General features: G+C 71.3%; 29 protein-coding genes. 11 read left to right on the forward strand and 18 right to left on the reverse strand.

Translation table 11 applies throughout. The annotated features are described in order from the left end of the window. Nucleotide 1: 1 nt before the first annotated feature. Genes P2T37_RS02985 through P2T37_RS02995 form a run of 3 tightly spaced genes read right to left on the reverse strand, consistent with a single transcriptional unit; the run spans nt 2 to nt 4815 of the window. Nucleotides 2-2173, reverse strand: coding sequence for a type II secretion system F family protein (locus P2T37_RS02985; protein WP_276235273.1), 2172 nt, complete (start codon nt 2171-2173; stop codon nt 2-4). Beyond that, entirely contained in the window at nt 2170-4059 is a 1890-nt protein-coding gene (locus tag P2T37_RS02990; protein WP_276235274.1) for a type II/IV secretion system ATPase subunit, read from the reverse strand. Before P2T37_RS02990 ends, P2T37_RS02985 begins: the two co-directional genes overlap by 4 nt. 42 nt (nt 4060-4101) lie before the next feature. Beyond that, complete coding sequence (locus tag P2T37_RS02995; RefSeq protein WP_276235275.1) at nt 4102-4815, reverse strand: fumarylacetoacetate hydrolase family protein; 714 nt, start codon at nt 4813-4815, stop codon at nt 4102-4104. Between the two features lie 81 nt (nt 4816-4896). Between P2T37_RS02995 and P2T37_RS03000 the strand changes: the two genes are divergently transcribed. Next, nucleotides 4897-5562, forward strand: coding sequence for a hypothetical protein (locus P2T37_RS03000; RefSeq protein ID WP_276235276.1), 666 nt, complete (start codon nt 4897-4899; stop codon nt 5560-5562). Here the strand turns inward: P2T37_RS03000 and P2T37_RS03005 are convergent. After that, a complete protein-coding gene (locus P2T37_RS03005; protein WP_276235278.1) occupies nt 5559-6245 on the reverse strand; it encodes an SOS response-associated peptidase in 687 nt (228 codons plus the stop codon). The two genes, P2T37_RS03000 and P2T37_RS03005, sit on opposite strands and share 4 nt — an antisense overlap. A 94-nt stretch (nt 6246-6339) precedes the next feature. On the opposite strand from P2T37_RS03005, the gene P2T37_RS03010 reads away from it, so the two are divergent. Genes P2T37_RS03010 through P2T37_RS03025 form a run of 4 tightly spaced genes read left to right on the forward strand, consistent with a single transcriptional unit; the run spans nt 6340 to nt 9307 of the window. Then, nucleotides 6340-7011 (forward strand): DsbA family protein, encoded by a 672-nt coding sequence (locus P2T37_RS03010; RefSeq protein WP_276235279.1) that lies wholly within the window; start codon nt 6340-6342, stop codon nt 7009-7011. Nucleotides 7012-7043: 32 nt separating this feature from the next. Next, complete coding sequence (locus P2T37_RS03015) at nt 7044-7598, forward strand: hypothetical protein (protein WP_276236208.1); 555 nt, start codon at nt 7044-7046, stop codon at nt 7596-7598. A gap of 29 nt (nt 7599-7627) precedes the next feature. After that, a complete protein-coding gene (locus tag P2T37_RS03020; protein WP_276235280.1) occupies nt 7628-8038 on the forward strand; it encodes a hypothetical protein in 411 nt (136 codons plus the stop codon). 42 nt (nt 8039-8080) lie between these two features. Next, complete coding sequence (locus tag P2T37_RS03025; protein ID WP_276235281.1) at nt 8081-9307, forward strand: ornithine cyclodeaminase, nickel-pincer nucleotide-dependent; 1227 nt, start codon at nt 8081-8083, stop codon at nt 9305-9307. On the opposite strand, the gene P2T37_RS03030 is transcribed toward P2T37_RS03025, so the two are convergent. Continuing rightward, nucleotides 9304-9567: a DUF7553 family protein gene (locus P2T37_RS03030; protein ID WP_276235282.1), complete on the reverse strand. Its 264-nt coding sequence runs from the start codon at nt 9565-9567 to the stop codon at nt 9304-9306. The genes P2T37_RS03025 and P2T37_RS03030 overlap by 4 nt on opposite strands. Nucleotides 9568-9606: 39 nt before the next feature. Further along, nucleotides 9607-9999: a universal stress protein gene (locus P2T37_RS03035; RefSeq protein ID WP_276235283.1), complete on the reverse strand. Its 393-nt coding sequence runs from the start codon at nt 9997-9999 to the stop codon at nt 9607-9609. 105 nt (nt 10000-10104) lie between these two features. Here P2T37_RS03035 and P2T37_RS03040 point away from each other — a divergent pair, with 105 nt between their 5' ends. Together P2T37_RS03040 and P2T37_RS03045 are read left to right on the forward strand one after the other, a co-directional pair. After that, nucleotides 10105-11457: a phosphoribosylamine--glycine ligase gene (locus tag P2T37_RS03040; protein WP_276235284.1), complete on the forward strand. Its 1353-nt coding sequence runs from the start codon at nt 10105-10107 to the stop codon at nt 11455-11457. An 88-nt stretch (nt 11458-11545) separates the two neighbouring features. Then, nucleotides 11546-12496 carry a phytoene/squalene synthase family protein gene (locus tag P2T37_RS03045; RefSeq protein WP_276235285.1) on the forward strand — a complete coding sequence of 317 codons (951 nt, stop codon included), beginning with the start codon at nt 11546-11548 and terminating at the stop codon, nt 12494-12496. Nucleotides 12497-12503: 7 nt separating this feature from the next. Here P2T37_RS03045 and cruF read toward each other — a convergent pair whose 3' ends face one another. The 3 genes from cruF to P2T37_RS03060 are packed head-to-tail and all read right to left on the reverse strand — an operon-like array spanning nt 12504 to nt 15864. Further along, a complete protein-coding gene (gene cruF / locus P2T37_RS03050) occupies nt 12504-13391 on the reverse strand; it encodes a bisanhydrobacterioruberin hydratase (protein ID WP_276235286.1) in 888 nt (295 codons plus the stop codon). After that, entirely contained in the window at nt 13384-14259 is an 876-nt protein-coding gene (locus P2T37_RS03055; RefSeq protein WP_276235287.1) for a prenyltransferase, read from the reverse strand. Before P2T37_RS03055 ends, cruF begins: the two co-directional genes overlap by 8 nt. Beyond that, nucleotides 14260-15864 (reverse strand): phytoene desaturase family protein, encoded by a 1605-nt coding sequence (locus tag P2T37_RS03060; protein ID WP_276235288.1) that lies wholly within the window; start codon nt 15862-15864, stop codon nt 14260-14262. It lies immediately after the preceding gene. Between the two features lie 98 nt (nt 15865-15962). Between P2T37_RS03060 and P2T37_RS03065 the strand changes: the two genes are divergently transcribed. Beyond that, a complete protein-coding gene (locus P2T37_RS03065) occupies nt 15963-16646 on the forward strand; it encodes an SDR family oxidoreductase (protein ID WP_276235289.1) in 684 nt (227 codons plus the stop codon). Between the two features lie 69 nt (nt 16647-16715). Next, nucleotides 16716-17570: a ZIP family metal transporter gene (locus P2T37_RS03070; protein ID WP_276235290.1), complete on the forward strand. Its 855-nt coding sequence runs from the start codon at nt 16716-16718 to the stop codon at nt 17568-17570. Here the strand turns inward: P2T37_RS03070 and P2T37_RS03075 are convergent. Continuing rightward, nucleotides 17567-18049 (reverse strand): GNAT family N-acetyltransferase, encoded by a 483-nt coding sequence (locus P2T37_RS03075; protein ID WP_276235291.1) that lies wholly within the window; start codon nt 18047-18049, stop codon nt 17567-17569. The genes P2T37_RS03070 and P2T37_RS03075 overlap by 4 nt on opposite strands. Before the next feature lie 105 nt (nt 18050-18154). Here P2T37_RS03075 and P2T37_RS03080 point away from each other — a divergent pair, with 105 nt between their 5' ends. Further along, nucleotides 18155-18850 (forward strand): hypothetical protein, encoded by a 696-nt coding sequence (locus tag P2T37_RS03080; RefSeq protein WP_276235292.1) that lies wholly within the window; start codon nt 18155-18157, stop codon nt 18848-18850. Nucleotide 18851: 1 nt separating this feature from the next. On the opposite strand, the gene P2T37_RS03085 is transcribed toward P2T37_RS03080, so the two are convergent. Genes P2T37_RS03085 through P2T37_RS03115 form a run of 7 tightly spaced genes read right to left on the reverse strand, consistent with a single transcriptional unit; the run spans nt 18852 to nt 24303 of the window. Continuing rightward, complete coding sequence (locus tag P2T37_RS03085; protein ID WP_276235293.1) at nt 18852-19613, reverse strand: Nif3-like dinuclear metal center hexameric protein; 762 nt, start codon at nt 19611-19613, stop codon at nt 18852-18854. 24 nt (nt 19614-19637) lie between these two features. Next, nucleotides 19638-20447 carry an arginase family protein gene (locus P2T37_RS03090; RefSeq protein ID WP_276235294.1) on the reverse strand — a complete coding sequence of 270 codons (810 nt, stop codon included), beginning with the start codon at nt 20445-20447 and terminating at the stop codon, nt 19638-19640. Between the two features lie 22 nt (nt 20448-20469). Further along, on the reverse strand, nt 20470-20847 hold the full coding sequence (locus P2T37_RS03095) for a translation initiation factor IF-5A (RefSeq protein ID WP_276235295.1): 378 nt from the start codon (nt 20845-20847) through the stop codon (nt 20470-20472). Between the two features lie 48 nt (nt 20848-20895). Further along, complete coding sequence (locus P2T37_RS03100; protein ID WP_276235296.1) at nt 20896-21120, reverse strand: hypothetical protein; 225 nt, start codon at nt 21118-21120, stop codon at nt 20896-20898. 42 nt (nt 21121-21162) lie between these two features. Next, complete coding sequence (locus P2T37_RS03105; RefSeq protein ID WP_276235297.1) at nt 21163-22239, reverse strand: aminotransferase class I/II-fold pyridoxal phosphate-dependent enzyme; 1077 nt, start codon at nt 22237-22239, stop codon at nt 21163-21165. Between the two features lie 44 nt (nt 22240-22283). Continuing rightward, nucleotides 22284-23945, reverse strand: coding sequence for an ABC1 kinase family protein (locus tag P2T37_RS03110; RefSeq protein ID WP_276235298.1), 1662 nt, complete (start codon nt 23943-23945; stop codon nt 22284-22286). Between the two features lies 1 nt (nt 23946). Next, nucleotides 23947-24303, reverse strand: coding sequence for an Hsp20/alpha crystallin family protein (locus P2T37_RS03115; RefSeq protein ID WP_276235299.1), 357 nt, complete (start codon nt 24301-24303; stop codon nt 23947-23949). Between the two features lie 105 nt (nt 24304-24408). Here P2T37_RS03115 and P2T37_RS03120 point away from each other — a divergent pair, with 105 nt between their 5' ends. After that, nucleotides 24409-25287 carry a homoserine kinase gene (locus P2T37_RS03120; protein WP_276235300.1) on the forward strand — a complete coding sequence of 293 codons (879 nt, stop codon included), beginning with the start codon at nt 24409-24411 and terminating at the stop codon, nt 25285-25287. A gap of 144 nt (nt 25288-25431) precedes the next feature. Here the strand turns inward: P2T37_RS03120 and pdxS are convergent, their stop codons facing one another. Further along, a complete protein-coding gene (pdxS, locus tag P2T37_RS03125; protein WP_276235301.1) occupies nt 25432-26337 on the reverse strand; it encodes a pyridoxal 5'-phosphate synthase lyase subunit PdxS in 906 nt (301 codons plus the stop codon). Between the last annotated feature and the right edge of the window lie 44 nt (nt 26338-26381).

Here is a 26381-nt window from a genome sequence, read left to right on the forward strand (position 1 = left end):
GTCAGATGAAGGCGAAGGCGACGGTGGCGACGATGACGAGCGCCAGCCCGAACTTCAGCCCCGTGAGGAGGCGGTTGTCGGCGAGCTTTCCGGCGAGGAGCCCGGAGCCGAACCCCTGTATCACCGCGCTGTGGAAGAAGAGCGTCCGGTAGGTGTCGACGGGCACGTCGGTGAACGTGAGCGGCGACTCGATGCCGCCGCCGTACTCGGCCTGTTGCTCCGCGGCCTCGGCGATGGGCGTGAGGTAGTTCGCGTCGAGCATCAACACGACGACGAGGTACACCAGGTAGCCGATGACCACGATGGCGATGTACGACGACATCTCCCGGGTCCGGGCACGCTCGAGCTTGTAGCGCGCCCGCGAGTCCTCCGCGGCGATGGCGAGCACGCGCGAGAGGTCGCCCGTCGACTCGAGCCCCTCCGCGAGCAGCCGGCTCGTCCGGGCGAGCTGTGGGACACGGGTACGCGCGCCGAACCCGAGCAGCGCGTCGCTCGTGGAGTGGTTCCAGACGATGTCGTTGCGGACCTTCCGGAGCTCGTTGGCGACGACGCCGCTGGTCGAGCGGACGACGAGCCCCAGTCCCTCCGTGAGGCCGATGCCCATCTTGTTCGCGCTCGAAAGGATGTTCAGCGTGTCGGGGAGCCGTCGGGCCAGCGACGACTCGATGCGGGTGCGCCGCTCGTAGTAGTACGACAGCGGCGTCGTCGCCACCACCAGCGGGACGACGACGAGCCACAGCGTGTTCTCGAACGGGCGCGCCGTCATCGCGGCGACGGAGAGGTCGGCGAGCCCGGCCGCGACGGCGAACGCCCCGACGCCGAGCGCGGCCGGCACCGAGAGCGCGAGGACGTAGGTCGGGTTGCTTCGAACCGGCCGGAGCGGCGCGCTCGCCAGCGAACGGAGCCGGTCGTACCGCCGCGTCCGCCGGTAGGCCGCGAACCGCTCGTCGTCCGGGTCGAACGCGACGTCGGCGGCGTCGAGGACGCGCTCGGGCGCGGGCACCGACCCCTGCTGGGTGAACGGCTCGGAGAGCGTGTCCACGAGCACGAGGAAGGCCGCCATCCCGATGGGCATGACGAGGTAGACGAGCGCCGACAGCTGTGTCAGCGTCTGTCCCCCGACCAGCGAGATGACGACGAGGATGACGACGAGGAACAGCGGCGCGGCGACGAACGAGACGATGAACACCTCCGAGAGGATGGAGAGCGTCTCCAGGAAGTCCTCCTGGGCGTCCATCGCCTCCTCCAGGTAGCCGCGCGCCTCGTCCTCCAGGAAGGGCGTCACCTGCCCGCCCGACTCCAGCACGGAGAGCAGGTCGTCGAGGAACTGTTCGAGGTTGTCGGAGGGCGTGACGTTGCGCGCGTTCTCGATGGCGGTCGTCAGGTCGTTGCCGAACACGTCGAGGTCGCGCACTATCGCGTCGAACTCCTTCGCCGTCTCGCCGTACGTGGACTCCGCCTCCGCGACCGACCGGACGACGCTCGACAGCGACGCGCCGCCGTGCGACAGCGCGTACATGTAGACGATGACGTGCGGGAGCGTGGTGTCTATCTTCTGTGTCCGCGTGACGACCTGCGCCCGGGGGTAGTAGCGGGCGAGCAGCCACGTCCCGAGCGCGAACGAGACGGCCCCGAGGAGGACGACGACGAGCGAGCCGAACAGGACCCGGTAGTTCGAGAGGAAGACCGCCACCCCCCCGAGCCCGACGGTGTCGCGGACGGCCCCGAACAGCCCGGCCCGGGCGAAGGCGACGGCGAGGCCGACCCCGACGACGGCACCGAGCAGTCCGGCGAGGCCGGCGTAGGTGGCCGCGTCCGCGAGGTACTCGTCGTACGACCGGCCGATGCGAGCCTGATTGAGCACGCGCTGATAGCTCGCGTACTCGCCCGGTCGCGACCGGAAGAACGTGCGCAGGCGGCCGAACCGCCGGCGGTACTGCTCGCGCTCGGACGCGGTCGGGTCGCGCTGGCCCGACAGCCCCTCGATGACGTACTCAGGCGGGGGGTTCGTGTCGAGTTCGCCGACCGAGCGGTCGAACGACGGGTCCGACGCGACCGGGTCCCCGGTGCCGTCGACGTCGAGGTCTGCCGTCGCCTCGTCGAAGTCGAGCTCCGGCTCCCCGTCGGGGTCGTCGCCGGCCGTTCGGTCGGCCGGCTCGTCGTCCCGGCTCATAGCGGCGGGAGGTCGTAGCCGCGGTCGCGGATGCGCGCGACGACGTACTCGGGGTCCTTCTCGTACAGCTGGACGACGGCCGCGACGTCGCGGTAGTCGTCGACGCCCTCCTCGATGAGGAAGCGGAGGACGCCCTCGCGGCGGGCTATCTCGTCGTCGAGGTCCGCGTCGGTCCAGCCGCGCTCGTCGGCTATCTCGGCCATCACCGTGGACTCGCCGACCCGCTCGTGGGTGTCGGTGCGGGCGTCGCGGGCGAACACCTCGCGCGTCGGGAGCCCCGTCGGGTCGTCCTCGTCGGGGTCGAGCATCTCGATGACGCCCCGGTTGCGGCGGACGCGGTCCTCCCCGACGTACGTCTGCGCCTGGATGGAGACGATGTCGAGGTCCTGTATCATCGCGCGCGGCACGGACAGCGGCGGGTTCTGGAGCCGGTTGAGCACCGTCTCGATGGAGTCGGCGTGCATCGTGGTGTAGGCCGTGTGGCCGGTCCCCATCGCCTGGAAGAACGTCAGCGCGACCCGCTCCTCGGTACGTATCTCGCCGACGAGCAGGTACTCGGGGCGCTGGCGAAGGGCGGCCTGTAGGAGCCGGTACATCGACACCTCGCCGCGCCCCTCGTCGGAGGCGGAGGAGCGCGTCACGCTCTGTATCCAGTTGTTGTGCGGGAGGTCGATCTCACGGGTGTCCTCGATGGTCACCACCTTCGCGTTCGGCGGGATGAAGAAGGAGACCGCGTTCATCGAGGAGGTCTTGCCCGACCCCGTGCCGCCGGCGAATATCAGGCTCTTGTTCGACTCGATGGCGAGCCAGAAGTACGCCATCTGCTCGACGGAGAAGGTGTTCCACTTCACGAGGTCGACCGGCGAGAAGGGGACGTCGGAGAACTTCCGGATGGTGAAGTTCGCGCCCCGGGTCGCCACCTCGCCGCCGAGGGTGAGCTGGAGGCGGGAGCCGTCCGGCAGCGAGGCGTCGAGCAGCGGGTCGGAGACGGAGATGCTCTTGCCCGCGCGCTGGGCCAGCCGGACGGCGAAGGAGGAGAGCCGGTCGGCGCCGAAGACGACGTTCGTCTCCAGGTCGCGGAAGGCACGGTGGTACACGTAGACGGGGACGTCGGCGCCGTCACAGGAGATGTCCTCGACGGCCGGGTCACGCATGACGGGGTCGATGGGGCCGAAGCGCGTGAAGTCGCGCCGCAGGTAGTAGACGAGCTTGTGGAGCGAGACGGGCGCGACCGAGCGGGCGTGCTCGGCCACGAGGTCGATGACCTCCGTCTCGAAGACGGACTCCTTGGTGCGCTCGCCGCCGAGGTCGCGGTACATCAGGGAGTTGCGGAGGTACTCGACGAGGTCGCGGCGGACGTAGCTCTCGAACTCGTCGAGGGTCGGCTCGACGACGCGGTAGCGGTAGTCGCGGTCGGCCGGGTCGTAGAGGACGGTGACGTAGGCGTACGGCTCGTTCACCCACGTCCGGTCTATCTCCTCGTACCGGTCGAGATACGAGAAGTCGAAGAAGCCGGTCCCGATGTCCTCGCGCGTCACGTCCCCGAAGCGGCCCTCGGCCGCCTCGAAGTGGTCGCGCACGTCCGCGAGCACCTCCTCGACGACGCGCTCCTGGTCGGGCAGGTCGTCGAGGTCGACCTCCAGTTCCCCCTCGTCGCCGCCGAGCGCGGCGAGGGCGCGGGAGCTGACGGTCCGGGCGTCGTAGTCGAGGTCGTCGGTGCCGTCGGAGAGTGCGTCGACCGCGGCGGGGGCCACCCCGGGCGCGTCGGTCGAGTCACGGGGGCCGCCGTCGTCCGACGCGAGCACGTCGGCGAGGGCGGCTGTGTCGTCGGTGGGCGGTGCGGTTTCCGCCGACGCCTCCCCCCCGCCGTCGGGTTCGTCGGTCATTGTCCGTCCGACGAACGAGGCCGACTTAAGAGCTTGTCCCGCTCACTCGACGACGGTGTTCCGGAGGATGCCGATACCCTCGTACTCTATCGCGACCTCGTCGCCCGGTTCGAGCAGGCCGGGGTTCGCGGGGCTGCCGAACGAGATCACGTCGCCCGGCCGGAAGGTGAACCGCTCGGAGAGGAAGCTGATGACCTCCCGCGGCTCGATGAACATGTTCTCGGTGTTGTCCTCCTGTCTGAGTTCGCCCGCGACGTGGGTGCGGATGTCGAGCCCCAGCGGGTCGACGTCGGCGACGACGGGGCCGAGCGGCGCGGAGCCGTCGAACGCCTTCCGCGCCGTGCGCCGCTCCTGGTCCAGACAGTCGAGGTCGTTGAGTATCGTGTACCCCCACACGGCGTCGTCCACCTCGGACTCGGCGAGTTCGTGACACGGCTCCCCGATGACGGCCGCGAGCTCGCCCGCGTAGGTGAGTTCCTCGGTGAACGACGGGTACTCGATGTCGGCGCCGGGGTCGAGCAGCGAGGTCGGCCCCTTGATGAAGAAGTCCGGCTTCTCGGGCACGTCGTACCCCATCTGTTCGACCTTCTCGCCGTAGTTGCGGCCGACGCAGTAGAACGCCGACGGCTCGCAGGGCGCGAGCAGGTCGTACTCGTCGGGGCCGTACTCGCCGTCGTCGGTCGTCACGACGCCGTCGTCGTAGTCGCCGACGGCAACGCCGTCGTCGGTGCGAACCCGCGCGTACTTGTCCGTCATGTCCGAGCAGGGGAGGGGCGACAGTAAACCGCTGGCGGTCCCGGCGACCGGCTTTTTACGCGAGCGCCGAGTCCGCCCAGTATGACCGTTCCGAAGGGGGTTGCCCGCGACACGCTGCTCGACGTGGTGGTCGGTTGGTACGCGGCCGGCGCGGCCGACGCGCCGGTCGATACGGCCGACGCCGCCGCGGCCGCGGGCTACTCGGACGCGACGACCAGACAGACGCCCTTCCTCGAAGCCGTCGGCGTCCTCGACGCCGAGGGGCGCGACCACCGGCTCACCGACCGGGGCGCGGCGCTGGCCGCGGCGCTCGACGCGGGCGACGAGGCCGCCGCCCGCGAGCGGTTCTACACACTGCTCGCGGGGTGGCCGCCGACCGCGCAGGTGCGCGACCTGTTGCGGGGCGGGGCGATGACCGAGGACGAACTGCTCCCCCGGGTGGCGGACCTGACGGGCGCGGACCTCGACGCGGGGCGCGAGCGGGTCGGCTGTCGCACCCTGCTCGACCTGTTCGCGTGGGCGGGCGCGCTCGACCGCACCGACGACGGCCGCTACCTCCCCGGCCGGGTGGAGACCCGCGCCGTCGAGCGCGAGCGGTCGGCGCTCACCGTCGGAATCGAACTCTCCGTGGACGTGGACCCCGACGACGTGGAGAACCTCGTGCGGGCGGTCCGCTCGGGGCTCGACGACGAGGAGGCGACGCTGTCGGCGGAACTCGACGGCGTCACGGTCGAGGGCGAGGACTAACCCTCGACCTCCTCGACGACGGCGGGGTCGTCGTTCGCGGGACTGTTCACCCGCGTCGAGACGGGGTAGGCGTCCATCCCCCCGTCGTACGGGTCCAGGAGGTCGGTGTCGGGCGATTCGAGCCACGCGCGCTCCTCGTCGGGCGCGAGGACGACGGGCATCCGGTGGTGGTAGTCGGACTGGAAGGCGTTCGCCTCGGTCGTGACGACGGTGAACGTCTCGACGGGGTCGTCGTCGCCCCCCGGCCCGCCCGCGCCGAAGTCGCCGAGGCCGGTCTGGGTCGTCTCGGGCTCCCACCGCTCCCACAGGCCGGCCATGGCGAACGGCTCGCCGTCGGCGCGGGTGATGCGGTACGGCTGTTTGCCCCCCTCGCGCTCGACCCACTCGTAGTAGCCGTCGGCGGGGACGAGACAGCGCCGGCGCTCGTAGGCGTCGGCGAACGCCGGCTTCTCCGCGACCGTCTCGGCGCGGGCGTTGATGAGCCCCGAGAAGTCGTCGTCCGCCCACGAGGGAATCAGGCCCCACCGCTGGTGGGTCACCTCGTCGGGGTCGTGGTTCGTCACGACCGGGAGCGACTGCGACGGCGAGGCGTTGTAGTGGGCCCGGTAGTCGTCGCCGACGCGCACGTCGAAGCGCTCGGCGAGCTCGTCCGGCGGGAGGAAGATACTGTAGCGGCCACACATGCGCCCGTGTAGGCGACCGACCGGGAAAACAGTGCCCACGGATTCTAGACGGAGTTCGGCGAACGGTTTTGTCCGCCCCGCGCCTCCCCGACGTATGAACAGACGGCGGTTCCTCGGGAGCGCGGCGCTCGCGGGCGCGACGACGCTCGCGGGCTGTGCGGGGTCCGGCGGCGGGGGCGACGGGAGCGACGGCGAACCGACCGGCACGCCCATCGACGAACACCCCGCGGCGGCCGACCTCGACGCCCAGCCGATGCTCGGCGAGACGACGGACACGGTCATCGTCGCCTTCGAGGACCCGTCGTGTACGCTGTGTCGTCGCTTCGAGGAGAACACCTACCCCCGCATCGTCTCGGACCTCGTCGAGCCGGGCGAGGCCTCGTTCGTCTACCGCGGCTACCCCATCATCTACCCGTGGGGGGAGCCGGCCTCGGCGATACTGGAGGCGACCTACGCCGCCGACGCGGACGCCTTCTGGGCGCTGAAGGACCGCTACTACGCCGCGCAGGGCGACTTCTCGACCGAGAACGTGTACGAGGCCTCGCGCTCCTTCCTCGACACGGAGACCGAGGTGGACGCCGAGGCCGTCGTGACCGCCGCGCGCGACGGGGAGTACGACGACGCCGTCGCGCTCGACGTCTCGGCCGGCGAGGCGCTGAACATCGGCCAGACGCCCGAGTTCTACCTGTTCGCCGACGGCGTCTACCGGACCGTGGTGCGCGGCGCACAGGGGTACGACGTGTTCGCGACGGCCCTGGGCCTGTGAGACTCCCGACCCGGCGCGCCGACTGGCGACTGATGGCCCGCACCGGCCGGCTGGTGCTCACGGTTCCGGCGTACGCCGTCCTCGCCGCCGTCGCGGCCGTCGCCGCGCTGACGCTGTTCGTGCTCTCGCTCAACCTCCCGCTGGCCGGATTCGCGCTCACCGCGGACCTCGCCGTCGGGGACCGAGTCACGCTCGTGCTCGGCCAGTTCCCGTTCGTCGGGCCGGCGTTCGGCCCCCTGCAGGCGACGCTGCTCGTCGCCGTCGCGGCGCTGACGGGCGTGGACGTGGCGATGGCGGCCTACCACTTCCGGGAACACGGCGTGACGATCCGCGAGGGCGGGACGGGCGCGGCCGGCGTCGTCCTCGGCACGCTCGGGGCCGGCTGTGCCGCCTGCGGCTCCGCGATACTCGTCGGCCTGCTCTCGCTCGTCGGCGTGTCGACCTCCCTGCTGTGGCTCCCGCTCGACGGGCTGGAGTTCGCGCTCGGCGCGCTGGTCGTGCTCGTCCTCTCCGTGTTCTGGCTCGCCGACGGGATGCGCGGCGGAGAGATCAACGGCTGTCCCGTCGACGTGCGCCCGCGAGTTTAAGCGGTATCGCGGCGTAGCCCCGCCGACCCGTGGACGAGGAGGACGTCGGCTTCACGACCGCGAGCGACCTCCGCGAGGAGGCGAGCGAGCCGGCGGGCCCGGACTTCTCCGTCGACCACCCCGAGCGGACCCACCAGCGGTCGGGCGGGATGCGCTACGAGGGCGGCACCGTGTTCGTCCTCGCCGCGGACGGCGACCTCGCGGCCGCCGTCGAGGCCGTGCTCGCCGACGGCCCGTACCGCTACGGCGACTGGTTCGACCTCCCGATGCCGCTGTACCTCGTCCACGACGACGACACCGACGACACCTTCCGGGTCGCCGTCCGCGACGGCACCGTCGAACTCCACCCCCGCTCCGCGACCGGCCCCGAGGGACTGCGCGCCTTCTACGAGCGCCTCGCCGACCGGGTTGGGCGCGTCGAGGTGGACCGCAAACGGTGAGGCGAGGGGAAGCGACTTGAGCGGGGGCCGCCACGCCCGAGTATGACAGTCTCGCGCGTGGTCGAACTGGAGGGCCACATCATCGACTCGGGGATGATGGGGTCGGCCTTCTCCATCGTGATGGACATGGGCGGCGAGTTCGACGTCGAGGAGTTCGAGGTCGGCCGCCGGAAGGACGAGCGCTCGTACGCCCGGATGCGCGTCAGCGCCGAGGACGAGGAGACGCTCCGCTCCATCCTCCACGAACTCCACCAGAACGGCGCGAACCCCGCGGACCCGGCGGACGCGACTCTGACGCCCGCGCCCGACGACCAGGTGGTCCCGGAGGGGTTCTACTCCACGACGAACCACCCGACGGACGTACGCTACGAGGGCGAGTGGGTCGGCGTCGAGCGGATGGAGATGGACTGTGCGGTCGTCGTCGAGGACACCGACGACGGGCCGCGCGCCTACACGAAGGTGCTCAACGCCGTCGAGGCGGGCGACCGCATCGTCACCGGCGAGGGCGGCATCCGGGTCAAGCCCCCGGAGCGTCCGCGCAACGGCGGCGGCGCGTTCGGCTTCATGCGCGGCGGCGTCTCCTCCGAGCGCCCCTCGGAGACGACCATCCGGCAGGTCGCGGAGGCCATCGCGGAGACGAAGGCCGAGGGCGGCAACGTCCTCGTCGTCGCCGGCCCCGCGCTCATCCACACCGGGGCGCGCGAGGACCTCGCGCGACTGGTCCGCGAGGGATTCGTGGACGCGCTGTCGGCGGGCAACGGCTTCGCCGTCCACGACATCGAGCGCGACCTGTTCGGCACCTCGCTCGGGGTGAACACCGAGACGGCCGACCACGCGCGCAAGGGCCACAAACACCACATCTACACCATTTCCGAGGTCATCCGCGCGGGGAGCATCCCGGAGGCCGTCGAGCAGGGAGTGGTCGAGTCGGGCGTGATGTACCAGTGTATCGAGAACGACGTGCCCTACGTGCTCGCCGGGTCGATTCGCGACGACGGCCCGCTCCCGGACACTATCACCGACGCGGTGGAGGCGCAGAACGCCATCCGCGAGCAGGCGCACGACGCCGACATGGTGCTGATGCTCTCGACGCTCCTCCACTCGGTCGCCGTCGGCAACTGCCTCCCCTCGGACACGCGGGTCGTCTGCGTCGATATCAACCCCGCGACGGTCACCCAACTGCTCGACCGCGGGAGCGCACAGGCCGTCGGGATGGTGACCGACATCGGCACGTTCGTCCCGACGCTCGCCGACGAACTGCTCGGCTAGACGCCCGGGACGTTCTCGCGGTACGCCTCGACGTGTTCCTTCGTCTCGTCGAGCGCCGCGGCCGCCTCGTCGTCCGCGCCGTCGCGCAGTTCCACGAGCGCGTTCTCGATGCGCGCGAGGCGGCCGTGGTCGGGCCCGGTGTCGCGCTCCGCGAGCGAGCGCAGGCTGTCGGCGAGGGTTCGCGCGCGGTCCGTGTCGGCGACGCCGTCGGCGGCCCGGTCGAGGGCGTCGGCGGCGTCGCGGAGGTGCTCTCGGCTCACGGTCGGAGTCGGACGCCGGGGGAGAAAACGCTTGCCGCGTCAGTTCGGCTTGGTGAGCGGCACCGTCGCGACGGGCCGGTCGGTGTCGAGCAGCAGGTCCTGTGCGGTGGAGCCGAACAGCATCTTCCCGGTCGGGGAGCGCTTGCGGATGCCGATGACGAGTTCGTCGGCGTCGTGGTCGCGGGCGAACTCCAGCATGTCCTCCTGCGGGCTGTTGCCGCGGATGAGCTGGTGCGTGTCGGCGCCGAGTTCGTCGGCGAGGACCCGCAGCGCCTCCTCGCCGGCGGCCACGTCCTCGTCGCTCGTGTCGTCGCCGCCGAACAGGGAGTTCACCGCGTACACCGTGTCGCCGTCGGTCAGTCGGCCCTTCACGTACGGGACGAGCGTCTCGCTCGTCTCCACGCTGTCGGTCCCGATGAGGAACGTCGTCATACGGCACGAAATCTCACGCCCGGACGGTAAAAGTGTGGCTCCCGCGGCGAGGGGGCGCGCTCGCGGCGCGGCAACCGTTTTGTCCCCCGCGGTCGGGGGGCCTGTATGCGATTCCTAGTCTGTTCGCTCGACGCCGCCCTGCTCGGTGACCTCGCGTGGCAGTTGACCCGCGAGGGCCACGACGTGAAGTACTACGTCGAGGCCGAGTCCGACCGCGAGATAGCCGACGGGTTCGTCGAGAAGACGGACGACTGGCGCGGCGAGGTCGAGTGGGCCGACACCGTCGTGTTCGACGACATCTGGGTCGGCTCCGACGTGGGGACGGGTGCGCTCGCCGAGGAACTCCGCGCCGAGGGCCACGCGGTCGTCGGGGGGACGCCGGCCACCGACGAACTGGAGGCCGAGCGCGGCGCGGCGATGGACCTGCTCGAAGCCCACGGCGTGGACACGATGCCCCACCGGGAGTTCACGGAGTTCGGGGCGGCCGTCGAGTACGTGGAGGCGAACCCCGCGCCGTACGTCATCAAGCCGCTGGGCGAGGTGCAGAACGTCAAGCGCCTGCTGTACGTCGGGCGCGAGGACGACGGCGGCGACGTGGTGGACGTGTTGCGCGCCTACGAGAAGTCGTGGGGCCACCGGATGAAGGGGTTCCAGCTCCAGCGGCGCGTCGAGGGCGTCGAGGTGGCCGTCTGCGGCTTCTTCGACGGCGAGCGGTTCGTCGAGCCGATAAACTTCAACTTCGAGCACAAGAAGCTCTTCCCCGGCAACATCGGCCCCTCGACGGGCGAGATGGGGACCTCGCTGTTCTGGGCCGGGCGCAACGAGCTGTTCCGGCGCACGCTCGGGAGCCTGGAGGGGTGGCTCGCCGAGGAGGGGTACGTCGGGAGCATCGACCTGAACTGCATCGTCAACGCCGAGGGGGCGTACCCGCTGGAGTTCACCCCGCGGTTCGGCTACCCGACCATCACCCTCCAGCAGGAGACGTTCGAGTGCGACACCGGCCGGTTCTTCCACGACCTCGCGCGGGGTAACGACCCCGACCTCGACGTGTACGAGGGGTACGCGGTCGGCGTCCGCGTCGTCCTCCCGCCGTTCCCGTTCGACGACGACGCGACGTACGACGAGACCTCGCGGAACGCCCCGCTCGTCTTCGAGGGCGAGGTCGCGGGTCCGGACCCCGAACTCGTCACGACGGACGGGGTCGTCCCCGAGGGCGTCCACATCGAGGACGCGAAGCGCGTCGCGGTCGAGGGGGGCCGGCAGTGGCGCGCCGCGGGCGAGTCGGGGATGCCGCTCGTCGTCACGGGCAAGGGCGAGACGATGCGGGCGGCGCGCGAGCAGTGCTACGAGCGCGTCGGCCGCGTCGTGGTGCCGAACTGCTACTACCGCGACGACATCGGCGAACGGTGGGAGGCGGACGGCGACCGGCTGCTCGCGTGGGGGTATCTCGGCCCCTGAGCGGGGTCGGAATCGGTCGCACGCGGCGGTTTCCCGTCACGTCGCGGGAACCTATAAGAAGTGCCCCCGCGTAGTATCGGACCAGCGAATGGTTGACGAGTCCCAGCTGGCGGAGAGCAAGTCCATCCACAAGGCGACGGGGAAGACGTTCTACTACGCGACGCGGGTGCTGCCGAAGCGGGTGCGGGACGCGACGTACGTGCTGTACGCGTTCTTCCGGGTCGCCGACGAGGTCGTCGACGACGCGCAGGGGGTCGACGCCGAGGAGCAGCGCCGCCGGCTGGCCGAGATACGCGAGGCCGCGCTCGGCCGCACCGAGACGGACGACGCCGTGCTGGCGGCCTTCGCCGAGATGCGCGAGGCGTACGGCATCCCCGACGAGGAGGTGGAGACGTTCGTGGACGCGATGGCCGCCGACATCGACACCTCGCGGTACCACACGTACGACCAACTGCGCGAGTACATGCGCGGCTCCGCCGCCGCCGTCGGCGTGATGATGACCTACGTGATGGACGGCGAGGAGACGGAGGTCGCCCTGCCGCACGCGACGACGCTCGGCGAGGCGTTCCAGATGACGAACTTCCTGCGCGACGTGGGCGAGGACATCGTGGAGCGCGACCGCGTCTACCTCCCCATCGAGACCCTGGAGGAGTTCGGCTCCGGGGTCGACGACATCCGCGCCCGCGAGCCGACCGACGGCTTCCGCCGTGCCGTCCAGTCCGAGCTCCACCGCACGGAGGAGCTGTACCGCGAAGGCGTGGCCGGCATCAAGTACCTCCCGAAGGACTGCCAGTTCGCGGTGCTGCTGTCGGCCGTGCTGTACGCCGACCACCACCGCCTCATCCGGGCGCGCGACTACGACACGCTCACCGACACCCCGAGCCTCTCGACGGCCCGGAAGGTGTCGCTCTCGGTCCGCACGCGCTGGCACTGGCTGTGGAACAAGGACCCGGAGGCCGTGTTCGCGAAGGTGTCCGCCGTCCCGAGCGGGGACGCGCGCCGCCACGCCGAGCCCGGGGCGCCGAGTCCGGCACGCTGACGGTTTCTCACTCCGCCCGCCGCCGCTCCAGCCACGGCGGCGGCGGCACGTCGAAGCGGTCCGTCCGCCACAGGCCGACCCCGAGCAGGGCCGCGAGCGCGACCGGCACCCACTGGCCGAAGTAGGCGTTGATGCCGCCCCACAGGATGACGAACGAGACGAGGTCGTCGAGCATGAACTCACAGCCGCGGAGCCGCGCGCGGAGCGCGTCCGCGTCGAACGCGCGGTCGAGCGTCACGACGGCGACCGTCGCGGAGAGCACCCACCCGGCGTAGTTCGACCACGGGACGCCGTAGAAGTCGCCGGTCGCGGTGTAGGGCCACGCGTCGAGCGCGACCCGGCCGAGTTCGTACTCCCAGAAGCCGAGCGCGACGGCGCCGGGGTCGAGCACGAGGTCCATCAGCAGGACCGTCCCGATGACGACCGGCACGCGCACGAGCGCGGAGCGCGACCCGAGGAGGAGCAGACACAGCAGGTAGGCGTTCACCACGAGCGGGAGGAAGAACACGGGGAGGCCGAGCGGCACCTTGTCGAGCAGCATCGGCCCGAGGTCCACGCCGTACGCGAAGTAGCCGTACGGCAGGCCCGTGGTCGTCCCGACGTACTCGACGGCGTACGCGTACAGCGTGAGCAGGCCGATGCCGGCGGCGGCCCGGCGACCCACGACCGGGGCGACCCCCGCGACGAGCGGGAGGCGCATCACGAGCGTGCCGAACAGCACGAGCAGGGGGTTGAAGTTGAGGGGCGCGGGCAGCAGCGACTCGGCGCTGGCGACGAGCAGGACGGCCCCGAACAGCGGGAACACGACGGCGATGGTGAAGCGGTTCCCCGCCACGAGGTCGTCCAGCCGCGTCTCGACGGTCGTCCGGGAGACGGCCGTCTCGGACTCAGCCATACAGCATCACCCACAGCGCGCCGTTCGTCAGCACGGCGCCGGCGGCGGTGTTGACGACCGGGAACCACCAGTAGGCCCGGTCGACGGCCACGCCCGAGAGCGCGATGCCGGCGACGAACAGGGGGTAGAAGGCGAACACCGCGCCGAGGAACGGGTGGAGGAGGGCGAAGGCGGCCGCCGCGCCGGCCCACAGCAGGCCGCAGTAGGCGTACGTTCTCGACTCCCCGAGGCGGGTCGCGGTCGTCTCGATGCCCGCCTCGCGGTCGGGGTCGATGTCCGGTATCGCGGAGAAGGTGTGCATCGCCATCGCCCACAGCCAGCCGCCGGCGACGGCGAGCGCGGGGGGCGCGACGCCCGACACGGCGGCGTAGGCGACGACGCCGGGCAGGACGTAGAGGCCGTTCGACAGCGAGTCCAGCAGCGGCTTCGTCTTGAACCGGAGCGGGGGCGCGGAGTACTCCGCGCCGAGGGCGAGGAAGCCGAGCATGGCGACGGCCCCGGCCGGGGGGAGGAAGGGGAGGAAGGCCAGCCCCGCGAGCGCCGTGACGGCGACGGCGACCGGGACGGTGCGGTCGCCGCGGTAGCGCACCTCGCGCTCCTCCTTCTTGGGGTTCGCGGCGTCCACGTCGCGGTCGAACACGTCGTTGACGCCGTAGAGGAAGACGTTCGCCGGCAGCAGGAAGTAGACGAACAGCGCGACGGCGAGCGGGCCGAACAGCTCCGCGGGCGAGTTCGCGGCGTACGCGACCCCGACGACGACCGGGCCGGCGAGGTAGAGCCAGAAGCGCGGCCGCGAGAGGCGGACCAGGTACCCCGTGCGCGTGTCGCGGGGGGGCAACAGCCGGTCGAGCAGGGGCGCGTCGCTCATTCAGTCGCGGTCCGCGAGCACGGCGTCGGCGGTGTGTTCGCCGGAGATGAGACACATCGGGACGCCGATACCCGGCGTGGTGTACGACCCCGTGAAGTAGAGGCCGTCCAGTTCCTTCGAGCGGTGCGGCGGGCGGAGCAGGGCGGTCTGGCGGAGCGTGTGGGCCATCCCGAGCGCGGTCCCCTTCATCGAGTTGTACCGCTCCGTGAACTCCGAGACGGAGAACTCCTCCTCGACCACGATGCGGTCGCGGAGTTCGACGCCCGTGTTCGTCGCGAGGTCGTCGAGGACGGCCTCGCGGTACTCCTCGCGGACCTCGGGACCGTCCTCGAGGCCGGGGGCGATGGGGACGAGCACGAACAGGTTCGAGTGGCCCTCGGGGGCGACGGTGTCGTCCGTCTCCGAGGGGGCACAGACGTAGTACGCGGGGTCGTCCGGCCACGCGGGGGTGTCGAAGATGTCGTCGAAGTGCGGGTCCCAGTCGTCCGGGAGCACGAGCGTGTGGTGTGCGAGCGGGTCGATGTCCCCCTCGACGCCCATGTACAGCAGGAACGCGGAGGGCGCGTAGGTGCGCTCGTCCCAGTAGTCGGCGTCGTAGCCGCGGGCGTGTTCGGGGAGCAGTTCCTGCTCCGTGTGGGCGTAGTCGGCGTCGGAGACGACGAGGTCGAACCGCGAGCGGCCGCCGCCCGCGAGTTCGAGTTCGAACCCCTCGCGCCGGGAGATTATCTCGGCGACGGGCGCGTTCAGTTCGTAGGAGACGCCGAGCTCCCGGCCGAGTTCGACGAGCCCCGAGACGACGGCCGAGAGGCCCGTGACCTCGCCCTCCGGGTCGTCGATGAGCGTGCGCGTCTCCGGCGAGGGGTCCGCGCCCTCGGGGTAGTACACGCCCATGTTGAAATCGACGTGGCTCATCATGTTGTACAGCGCGGGCGTGTTGCGCGGCGAGCCGCCGAGGAACACGAGCGTGTACTGCATTATCTGGCGGAGCTTCGGCGTCTCGAAGTAGTCGGCCACGTAGTCGTCCATCGTCCCGATGAGCTGGAGGCCGATGGGCGCGGCCCTCATCACGTCGAGCTCCACCCAGTCGCGCAGGCGCGGGCGGTCCTCGTACACGAAGTGCTCCATCGCCGTCTCGTAGTGGGTCGCGGAGGTGTCGAGGTACTCCCGGAGCGCGTCGCCCGCGCCGGGTTCGATGGCCTCGAACGTCTCGACGTTGGCGTCGAGGTCCGGGAGCATATCGACGTAGCGCGCGCCGTCGTGCTCGCCGAAGCCGGGGGCCTCGGCCGCGACCCCGCCGTCCGTCGCGCCCTGGTCCCCCTTGAAGAAGATGCGGTAGTGGGGGTCGAGGCGCGCGAGGTCGTAGTAGTCGGACGGCTCCCTCCCAAAGTGGCCGAAGAACCGCTCGAACACGTCCGGCATCAGGTACCACGACGGGCCCATATCGAAGCGGAAGCCGTCGCGGTGGAGCGAGGAGGCCCGGCCGCCGAGCTGCTCGTTCTTCTCGAAGACGGTGACGTTCGCCCCCGCGTCCGCGAGATAGCAGGCCGTCGACAGGCCCCCGAAGCCGCCCCCGATGACCGCCACCGGGGTTCCCGTGAGTGACATACACGCGATAGGTGCGGACCCGTCGAAAAGCCACCGATACCCCCGCCCTCGGTCGCCGCCAGGGAAACGGCCTTCCGGGTGCCGGCCCTCGCTCCGGTATGGACACGGTCGTAGTCACGGGCGCGAGTCGCGGTATCGGGGCGGCGGTGGCACGCGAGTACGGCGCGGCGGGCGACCGCGTGGTGCTGTGTGCCCGCTCCGCGGACGCGCTGGAGGCGGTGGCCGACGACGTCGAGGACGCCGGCGGCGAGGCCGTCGCCCAGCGCGCCGACGTGCGCGACGAGTACGACATGGAGCGGCTGATGGAGACGGCCGCGCGCGAGGGCGGGGCCATCGACGCCGTGTTCGCCAACGCGGGCGTCTACCACGGCGCGCCCGGCGAGACGCCCCTCGCGGACGAGGCGTACTCGGCGTTCGACGAACACCTCCGCGTCAACGGCCGGGGCGTGTTCGCCGCCGTCAGCGAGGCCGTCCCCCACCTCGCCGACGACGCGCGGGTGGTGATTCCCTCCGGCGGCATCGCCCGCGAGGCGAAGGCCGGGTTCGGTTCCTACGCCGCCTCGAAGGCGCTGGCCGAGGCGCTCGCCCGGCAGTTCGCCGCCGAACTCGACCAGGCGGTCGGGGTCGTGGACCCCGGACAGGTGACCTCCGATCTCACGAACGGGATGCAGGGCCGCGACCCGGCGGACGTGGCCCCGATGTTCCGGTGGGCCGCGACGGCGGCCGATGACCTCGACGGCAACGTCCTCACCCTGCGCGACTGGAAGTCCGCGACCCGGTGAGTTACTAACTCCGGGTGCGGCGTTCACAAACCGACGACCTTATTAATAATATCGACAGTAGAGTTAGTAATGTCAGTCGAATCCGTCACCGTGCCCCGCGTGGGCGACGTGTCGCTCGCGGGCGTCGCCGGGACGCTCCTGTTGCTCGCGCTCACCGTCGTCGGCCTCCGGGCCGGAACCGACAAGGTGCTCGTCGTCTCGTGGGTCGCCTTCCTCGCCATGGGCGGGTTCGCCTACTTCGGCGCGCGCGCCGCCGGCACGCAGGACGCCTACCGCCTCGTGTGGGGCTACGGCCTCGCCGCGGGCGCGATGATAACCTCCGCGGCCGTCTTCCTGCTCCCGCAGGCGTTCGGCCTCGGCGGGCAGGTGGGCGGCTTCGGCGTCGCAGCCGGCATCCTCGCCGGCTACGGGGCCCACACCGTCGGGCACCGCCTCACCCATCTGGACACCTCCTTCGACGACACGGCGCTCCAGATATCGGCCCACGCGCTCGCCGCGGGGCTCATCATCGGCGTCATCTACGCCGCGCTCCCGACGGTGGGACTGCTGCTCGGCCTCGCCATCGTCTCGCACAAGGGCCCCGCCGGCTACGCCGCCGCGCGGCGACTCCGGAAGGCCGGCAAGCCCGTCTCCGTCCTCCTGTTCCCGGCGGCCGCCGTCGGCCTGACGGCCATCCCCGTCGCGGTGCTCGACCCGACGTTCTCGACGGGGATGCAGGCCGCCGTCTTCGGCTTCGGCGCGGGCGTCTTCCTCCACGTCGCGATGGACTTCCTCCCGGAGTGCGAGACCGGCACCGAGGTGGGCGAGGTGGCCCGCCTCTCGGAGGACGCCCACGCCCTGCTCGACCGCCTCCGCGTCCACGCCGTCGCCTCCACCCTGCTCGGGGGCCTCGCCGTGTTCGCGGCGTGGCTCGTCATCGCCTAGACCTCCAGCTCGTACACCGCCTCCGTCGTCCCCTCGACGACCGACTCCTCGCGCTCGCCCGTCGCCCGGTAGCCGCGCGCCTCGTAGAACGCCCGCGCCGCCTCGTTCGCTTCGAGGACGACCAGCCGAACCCGGTCGGCGCCGGCCGCGCGGGCGTCGGCTTCCACGCGGTCGGCCAGCGCCGCGCCGATGCCCTCCCCCTGCCGCTCGGGCAGGACGTAGACGGCCGGGAGGTGCCACAGGCCGTCCTCGCCGGCGCGGCTGTACGCGTAGCCGACCACCCCGTCGGCCTCGGCGACGTAGGCCGCGAAGCCGTCGTCGTCGAAGTAGTCGCGGACCGCCTCGGGGTCGTACCACTCGTCGGTCAGGTCGGTCACCGTCCCGCGGCCCATTACGTCGTCGTAGGTGTCGTGCCACGTCTCGGTGCCGACGCGGGCGATGGCCTCGGCGTCGTCGGGGGTCGCGGGGCGAACGTCCATGTCGCGGGCTGTGGTCGAGCCCCGAAAGAGGCTTTCGCCCCGACAGGTCAAACGAGCCTTTGAGGCTACGACCGGGTTAAGCCGTCGCGTGACCTTTCTCCTCCCGTGACGACACGACGAACCCTCCTCCGCGCGGCCGGCCTGGCCGGCCTCGCGGGACTCGCCGGCTGTACCGCCATCGGCGGCACCTCGACCCCCGACGACGACCCCGCGGTTTCGGGCCCCGCCGACGGCGGGAACGGCACGGGGGACGGTATCGAGCCCAGCGAGCTCGACGTCCCCCGCGACGCGACCCGCCGCGCGAGCATCGTCGCGAGCGACGACGCGGACGCTCTCCCCGTGACGCCGCGCGTCTCGCTCGCCGACCCCTTCGCTACCGGCGGGTCCCCGCCCGTCCTCCGCGTCGACGTGGACAACCCCGGCGACGACCCGGTGACGGTCGGCGAGTACCGCGCCGTCGTGTTCCAGTACGTCGGCAGCGACGACGGCACGTACGTCCTGCTCCCCCACTCCGAGCGCTCCACGTCGGGCGACCCGGACCGAGTGACGCCGGACTTCGCCGCGGGCGACTGCTGGACGCTCGACTCGCCGGTCGCCGTCACGATGGAGTACGGCACCGTCGAGATACCCGCGGGCGGCACCCTCACGGCCTACGTCGGCCTGTACGGCAACCCCGAAACCGACTGTCTCCCGGCCGGCGAGTACCGCTTCGAGGCCGCGTACAACGTCGCGCCGCTGTCGAGTGCGGACGACGAGCAGCCCCCGACGTGGGGGTTCACGCTCGGCATCGAGGAACTGTAGTTCAGAGCCCGGTCGGGTGCGACAGGTAGGTCGTCTCGACCTCCCATCCCTCCGCGAGGTCGGCGAGCGCCCGGACGCCGAACGTCTCCGTCGCGTAGTGGCCCGCGAGGAACACCGAGATTCCGGCCTCGCGCGCCTCGTGGTACGCCGGCTGTTTCCCCTCGCCCGTTATCAGCGCGTCCACGCCCTTCTCGCGCGCCTCGTCCAGCCAGTCCGTCCCGCTCCCGGTGAGGACGGCCACGTCCTCGATGCGCTCGGGCCCGAAGTCGAGCACCTGCACCCCGTCGCCCCCCTCTAATTCCTCCAGTCGTTCGCGCAGTTCGGCGGTCGTGTACGGCTCCGCCGCGCGGCCGCGCTGGCCGACGTGGCCCGGCCCCTCGCGGCCGAACCCCTCGACGACGTCGAGGTCCAGGTACTCGCACAGTCGTGCGGCGTTGCCGTACGCCGGGTGCGCGTCGAGCGGGACGTGGGCGGCGTACAGCGCGAGGTCGTTGTCGAGGAGGGCGCGAACCCGGTCGTACTCCTTGCCCGTCACGCGGTCGATGCCGCCCCACGACACCCCGTGGTGGACGACGAGCACGTCCGCGCCCGCGTCGGCGGCGGCCTCGAACGTCGCGACGACGCCGTCGACGGCGAAGGCCGCGTGTTCGACCTCGGCGTCCTCGGGCCCCACCTGGAGGCCGTTCACCGCGTAGTCCGCGCCGCGCCAGTCGGCGACGGCTAGCTCGTCGTCCAACCGGTCGGCGAACTCGGAGAGCTTCATACCCGGGCTTCGGCGGCGGGGCCGTTAGGCGTGTCCCTCGGCGTGTGCGAACACGAACTCGCGGAGGAGTTTCCCGCCGAGCGCGGCGGCCTGCCCGTCGTCGCGGTCGTTCACCTCCACGAGGTCGAACCCGACGCACGACGGCGCGACCGCCCGGACGACGTCGCGCATCTCGCGGGGGGCGAGGCCGAACGGCTCCATCGTCCCGGTGCCGGGCGCGAACCCGGGGTCCGCGCCGTCGATGTCGACGGAGAGGTAGGCGTCGCCCGGGCGGTCGAACGTCCAGTCCGCCACCTCCTCGGGCGGGACGACGGTCACGTCGGCCTCGGCGGCACGGGACCACTCCTCGGGCGACCCGGTGCGCGCGCCGAGTATCACCGCCTCGTCGGCGACGTCGAGCGCGTGGCGCGTCGCCGTCGCGTGCGAGAGGGGGTTGCCGTCGTACTCGGCCCGGAGGTCCAGATGTGCGTCCAGACAGACGAAGACGTCCGGGTCGGCCGCGCGGACCCCCGCGACGGAGACGGTGTGTTCCCCGCCGACGAGGAGGGGGACGACGCCGTCGGCGCGGAGGTCGGCGAGGTCGCCCTCCAGAAACGAGAGGTACTCCGCGGCGTCGTCCCAGGCGCGCACGTCGCCGGCGTCGTGCACGCCGAGGTCGGTGAAGCGGCTGTCCGTGCGGCGGTCGTAGTCGTCGAAGGTGCGGGAGAAGCGCCGGACGCGGTCGGGACCGAACCGCGCGCCGGGCTGAAAGGTGGTCGAGATATCGAGCGGCGCGCCGACGACGGCGTAGGCGGCCTCGTCGCGCGCGGCGGTCGCGCCGGGGAACGGAGCCATGCGTCGGCTACGCGGGCGGGGCTTAAACGACCTTGCGCTGCGACTCGTACTCCAGGAACTCGATCTCGTCGTCCGCGGAGACCGAGAGGTCGTCGGGGACGCGCATCGTGAACGTGTCGTACGTCTCCAGGTCCATGACCTGCATCTCGCCGCTGCCGGTCGAGACGACCTGCCCCTGCTTGCGCGTGATGATGGGGACCCAGACCTTCGCGTCGACCGGGTTCGTGAAGTTGCGCTTCTGGCCGCCGTCGAAGACGCCCTTCCCCTCGACACGGGCCTTCGCGCTGCCGTGCTTGCCGGGCTTGGACGTGCTGTACGACGTGATGACGGAGGGAACGTCCTCGATCATGACGTAGTTCCCCTCCTGGAGTTCGCGGACCTCGGTCTGCTCTCTCGCCATGCCACCGGGTTCCGGCCTAGCGGGTATAAACGGTACGATAGCGCCCGGTCACGGCAGGCGGCCGAACAGCCAGCCCCCGGTCGTCGTCAGCACCGCGCCGACGACCGCGGGGGCGAGCGCGGCCAGCGCGCGGGCGTCCGCGGTCGACAGCGACCCGGCGGCCGCGTCGGCGAACAGCGACAGCCCGGTGATACCGAAGCCGAGCCCCGCGAGCAGGCAGGCGACGGCGAGCAGGGCCTCCGGAGGGGAGTGGGCGGAGCGGAACGGTTCCATGGACGGTGGGACGGTACCCACGGATAAAGGCCCGACCTAAGCTCAAACGCCGGCTTGAGTCTCCCGCCGGTCGAGGAAGTCGCCGACGCGCGCGAGCCCCTCCTCCAGTTCCGCGGTCGCCAGCCCGAACCCGATGCGGAAGCGGTCGGGGACGCCGAACGCGTCGCCCGGCGCGAGCAGGACCGACTCCTCCTCCACGAGCGTCACGCAGAAGTCGCGCGCGGAGTCGAACCCGTCGGGGACGGTCGGGAAGCCGTTCACGCCCGTCGGCTCGCGCCACGACAGGCCGTGCTCGGCGAGGAAGTCGCCGACGCGGGCGCGGTGGTCGGCCGCCTGTGCGCGATGTTCCGCGAGCAGTTCGGCCTCGCGCTCGATGGCCTGCTTCGCGACGTGCTGGCCGAACGTGGACGGCGAGATGGTCGTGTAGTCCTTCCACGACGCGGCCGCCTCGACGACGTCCTCGTTCGCGGCGACCCACCCGAACCGACAGCCGGCCAGCCCGTGCGACTTCGTGACCGACGAGGTCGAGATACCGTACTCGCCGAGCGAGGCGACGGGCGGCAGGGGGTCCTCGGCGAGCAGGCGGTACACCTCGTCACAGAGCAGGTAGGTGTCGTTGTCCGCGGCGATATCGTACAGCGCGCGGACCGTTTCCTCGGGGAGGTAGCGCCCTGTCGGGTTGTTCGGGTTGTTGACGACGAGCACCTCGGTGTCGGGTCGCATCGCGTCCCGCACGGCGTCGAGGTCGAGGTCCCACGCCGGCGGGTCGAGGGGAACCGTCGTCACCTCGCCGAAGGCGTCGGGCACGGCGTGGAGCGACTGGTAGGTCGGGGTGACAGTGACCGCGTGCTCCCCCATCAGCGCCGCGAACGTGACGAAGTTCGCCTCCTGTGCGCCGCAGGCGAACAGTACCTCGTCGGGACCCCGCCCGTAGCGGTCGGCGATAGTCTCCCGGAACGCGGGGTCGCCGCCGGTGGGGATGACGTAGCCGAGTTCGCCGGGGTCGGTGTCGAACTCCGACGTGTCGCGCGACTGGATGCCCGACTCCGCGAGCATCAGGTCCGCGCCGTGCTCGTAGCGGTCGAAGAAGCGTTCGAGTTCGAACGGCTCGATGTGCATGTCCGGTCGTTCGACGCGGAGGGTATAGCGCTGTGGGACGCCGCCTACTCGTCGCGGCGCTGGCGCATGCTCTGTCGGGTGAACTGCGGGGTCGCGCCGATGCCCTGCTCCTCCCGGAAGGAGCGCCACAGCAGGACGGACAGCGCCACGGAGACGCCGAGCCCCGCGGCGGCCGCCTCGACGGGCGCGAAGGTGTACAAAAGCGCCGTCGAGGGGAGCGAGAAGGCGAGCAGGATGCCGTAGATGAGCCGGAGCGCGAGGTTTCGGAGGAGCGGCGGGTCGTCGGGGAACCCGACCTCGACTTCGAGGTCGCCGCGCTCGACGGTGGCGAGGACGGATTCGAGCTTCGGCGGCACCTCGAACAGCGCCTGCGTCGTCCGGGAGAGCTGGCCGCCGAACTCCTCGACGCCCTCGCGGATGCCGGCCTCGATGTACCCCTCCTCCCCGAGGTAGTCGGTCGCCACCTCGATGAAGTCGAAGTCCGGGTCGAGGGTGACACAGACCCCCTCGACGACGGTGGCGACCCGGAGCACGAGCGCGAGGTTCGGCGGCAGGCGGAGCGGGAACTCGTAGATGGTGTCCTCCACCTGCGAGACGATCTGCTGGACGCGGTACTGCTCGATGTCCTCCCCGCGGGCGTCCGCGATGGCCAGTTCCATCACGTCGCTCATCGTCCCGCGGTCGGCCTCCGGCGACAGCGTCCCCATCTCGATGAGCGTGTCGAGGATGGCGTCGGTGTCCTGCCGGGCGACGGCCATGTAGAAGTCCACGATCTTCTCCTGGATGAACGGGTCCACGCGGCCGCTCATCCCGAAGTCGTAGAAGACGAGCGTCCCGTCGTCCTGCACCGCGAGGTTGCCCGGGTGGGGGTCGGCGTGGAAGACGCCGTCCTCGACGATCATCTTGAGGTAGACGCGCTGGAGCGTCTCGGCGAGCCGCGTTCGGTCGACCCCGAGCGCGTCGAGGTCGTCGATGTCGTTGATCTTCGTGCCGGGGACGTACTCCATCGTGAGCACGCGCTCGGAGGAGTACGGCTCGGAGACGTCGGGGACGCGCACCTCCGGCTCGTCGGCGAGGTTCGCGCGGATCTCGCGGAGCATCTCGCGCTCGCGGCCGTAGTCCATCTCCTCGCGGATGACCTTCGAGAACTCGTTGGCGAGCGTCTCCATCGAGAAGGAGCGCGCGTCGTCGACGAACCGCATCAGCAGGGGGAGCGAGAAGTCGATGACGCGGAGGTCCGCCTCCACGAGCTCCTCGACGCCGGGGCGGCGCACCTTCACGGCCACCTGCTCGCCGTCGAGTTCCGCGACGTACACCTGCCCGAGCGACGCGCCGCTTATCGCCTCGGTGTCGAACTCGTCGAACGCCTCCCCGACGGGGCCGAGGTCGCCCTCCAGCACCTCGCGGGCCTCGTCCCACGGGGCCGGCGGCACGCGGTCCTGGAGCTCCTCGAACTCCTCGATGTACTCGGGCGGGAGCACGTCGGGGCGCGTCGAGAGCAGCTGGCCGAGCTTGATGAACGTCGGGCCGAGCCGCAACAGCGCGTCGAGCAGGGCCCGGGCGCGCTCGCGACGCATCTCCGGGGTGACCTCTCTGCTCCCGCCGAACAGCAGGAACCGCCGGCGGTCGCGGGCGTACGCGAACAGTATCGGGAGAAAGCGGTACGCGACGACGACGAACCGACGGTACGCGCGGAGGACGGCCACGTCAGGCGTCGTCGACCGGGACGCTGGTGCCGCCGGTCGCGGCCGACTTCGGCAGCGTCAGCGTCAGGACGCCGCGGTCGAGGGAGCCGGACGCGTCGGTGCCGTCGACCGTCGGCGGGAGGGGCAACTCGGCGTCGAGGAACAGCGAGCGGTCCTCCGAGAGGTAGCGGAACTCCGCCGGCACGTCCTTGCCGCGGCGCGCCTCGATTCGGAGGCGTCCCCCCTCGACCGTCACGTCCACGGTTTCGGCGGAGACGCCCGGCAGGTCGAGCACGAGCCGGTAGGCGTCGTCGCCCTCCAGTAGGTCGGCGAACACCGCTTCCGGCAGGTCGCGCAACGCCTCGCGAAACGCAGTCATGGCCCGAGATACGCCCCGGCGGGCGAAAAACCCCCCGGTAGCGGCGGGCGCGCGAGGGTCGCGCCTTCGGGTAGCTTTATCCGGAGCCACCCCCACGACCGGGGTATGCTCCGCGTGCGGGCCCCGGCGACGAGCGCGAACCTCGGCAGCGGATTCGATACCTTCGGGGTGGCGTTCGACCGGCCCGCCGACGTGGTGAGCGTCGAGAAGGCCGACCGCACGACCATCGAGGTGACCGGCGTCGGCTCGCAGTTCATCCCCGAGGACCCCGGGAAGAACACCGTCGGGGCCGTCGCCGAGGCGCTCGACGCGCCGGCGCACATCCACATCGACAAGGGAATCCGTCCGGCCTCGGGCCTCGGCTCCTCGGCCGCGAGCGCCGCGGCCGCCGCCGTGGCGCTCGACGAACTGTACGACCGCGGCTACACCCGCGAGGAACTCGTCCCGATAGCCGCGGAGGGCGAGGCCGTCGTCTCCGGCGACGCCCACGCCGACAACGTCGCCCCCTCGATTCTCGGGGGGTTCACCATCGCCCGCGACGACGGCGTCACCTGTATCGACGCGAACGTGCCGCTCGTGGCGTGCCTGCCCGAGATAGTCGTCTCGACGCGGGACGCGCGCCGCGTCGTTCCCGACGGCGCGCGGCTCTCGGAGGTCGTCGAGACGGTGCGCAACGCCGCCACCCTCACCGCGGGGATGGCCCGCTCGGACCCCGAACTCGTCGGGCGCGGCATGGACGACCCCGTCGTGACCCCGGCCCGCGCGCGGCTCATCGACGGCTACGACGGCGTCCGCGAGGCCGCCTTCGACGCCGGCGCGACCGGCGTCACCATCTCCGGGGCCGGCCCCGCGATGCTCGCGGCCTGCCGCGACGAGACCGACAGCCGGGACGTGGCGCTCGCGATGCTGGACGCCTTCGCCGACGCCGGCGTGGAGGCGCGCGCCTTCCGCACCGAGATCGGCGACGGCGCGACCGTGCTGTAGCGAACAGGCGACTCCGTTCTCGCGGCGCGTCGTCGCGCTCCCGCCCCGGGCACCGCGGGCGACTCGTCAGGTCACGCGGGGGGTGGCCGCGGCTCCGTACTTGGACTTCAGGAGCCGAGAAAACAGAAGGAACCGAAAGCCGACTCAGACGCCGCGACCCTGCAGCTTCTCCTCCTCGTCCATCGTCTCGTTCGCCATCCCCTTCATGCCCTTGCCGGGGGACTTGGCGATCTCCTTCAGGGTGTCCGGGTCGTCGTAGTTGTTGACCGCGGCGACGATGGCCTCGCCCATCGCCTGCGGGTTCTCCGCGCCGAAGATACCGGAGCCGACGAAGATGCCGTCACAGCCGAGCTGCATCATCAGCGCGGCGTCGGCGGGCGTGGCGATGCCGCCGGCCGCGAAGTTGACGACCGGGAGCCGGCCCATGTCGGCCGTCTCGTGGACGAGGTCGCGGGGGGCCTCGTGCTCGCGGGCCCACTCGTCGCGCTCCTCGTGTTTCATGCCGGAGAGCTTCCGGATGGCGCGCTGGATGTTGCGCTGGTGGGTGACGGCCTGGTTCACGTCGCCCGTGCCGGCCTCGCCCTTCGTGCGGATCATCGCCGCGCCCTCGTCGATGCGCCGGAGCGCCTCGCCGAGGTTGCGCGCGCCGCAGACGAACGGCGCGGTGAAGTCGCGCTTGTCGATGTGGTAGCGCTCGTCGGCGGTCGTGAGCACCTCGGACTCGTCGACCATGTCGGCGCCCGTCGCCTCGAGTATCTGCGCCTCGGCCGTGTGGCCGATGCGAGCCTTCCCCATCACCGGAATCGAGACCTCGTCGATTATCTCCTCCAGCATGCCGGGGTCGGCCATCCGCGCGACGCCGCCGCGCTTGCGGATGTCGGCGGGGACGGCTTCGAGCGACATCACGGCGACCGCGCCGGCGTCCTCGGCGATTCGGGCCTGCTCGCGCGTGACGACGTCCATGATGACGCCGCCCTTCTGCATCTTCGCGAAGCCCCGCTTCACGAGGTCCGTGCCGCGTCGGAGCTCCTCGATATCGGTCTCGGACATGCCCGAAGCTTGGGTTGGGACGCACTTAACCCGTGTCCTTCCGG

The sequence above is a fragment of the Halosegnis marinus genome (genome assembly GCF_029338355.1).
Lineage (GTDB): Archaea > Halobacteriota > Halobacteria > Halobacteriales > Haloarculaceae > Halosegnis > Halosegnis marinus.